This is a genomic window from Vibrio sp. Y176 (assembly GCF_033438945.1).
Map to the genome: position 1 here is coordinate 1 of NZ_JAWOQS010001187.1, position 518 is coordinate 518.

The following is a 518-nucleotide window of genomic DNA, read 5'->3' on the forward strand; positions in this document are numbered from 1 at the left end:
CGATCACACGAGACTATACGCTAGAGCTCGATGCAGAGTACGACCAAGCACCATTGTTGTCAGTATTCGGTGGCAAGCTAACGACTTACCGTAAACTCGGTGAAGCGGCGATGAAGAAACTGGAACCGTACCTACCTCAAATGGGTGGTAACTGGACAGCAAATCAAACGCTACCAGGTGGTAACTTTAGCTGCACCCGTGAACAGTTAGCGAAGCAAATTCACGCGAAATACTCATGGGCACCGCAAGCGCTGATTCTGCGCTATGTGACTCAGTTTGGTACGCAAACGTGGGATTTGATGGAAGGCGCATCCAGTGAAGCCGATCTTGGCCAAGCGTTCTCAGAGCAAGCAGGCGGCGTATACCAACGCGAGATCGATTACTTGATGAATCATGAAATGGCGCTAACCGACGAAGACATTTTATGGCGTCGTACTAAACTTGGCCTTTACATGAACGACGAAGAAAAACAGGCACTTGCCGACTACCTGAAAGAAAAGTTGCAACAAAAAGTGGTC

General features: G+C 48.8%; 1 protein-coding gene. It reads left to right on the forward strand.

What is annotated here, in order from left to right:
• Window positions 1-518: glycerol-3-phosphate dehydrogenase C-terminal domain-containing protein (locus tag R7O13_RS30895; protein ID WP_318305722.1), on the forward strand; the 518-nt coding region annotated here is incomplete at both ends.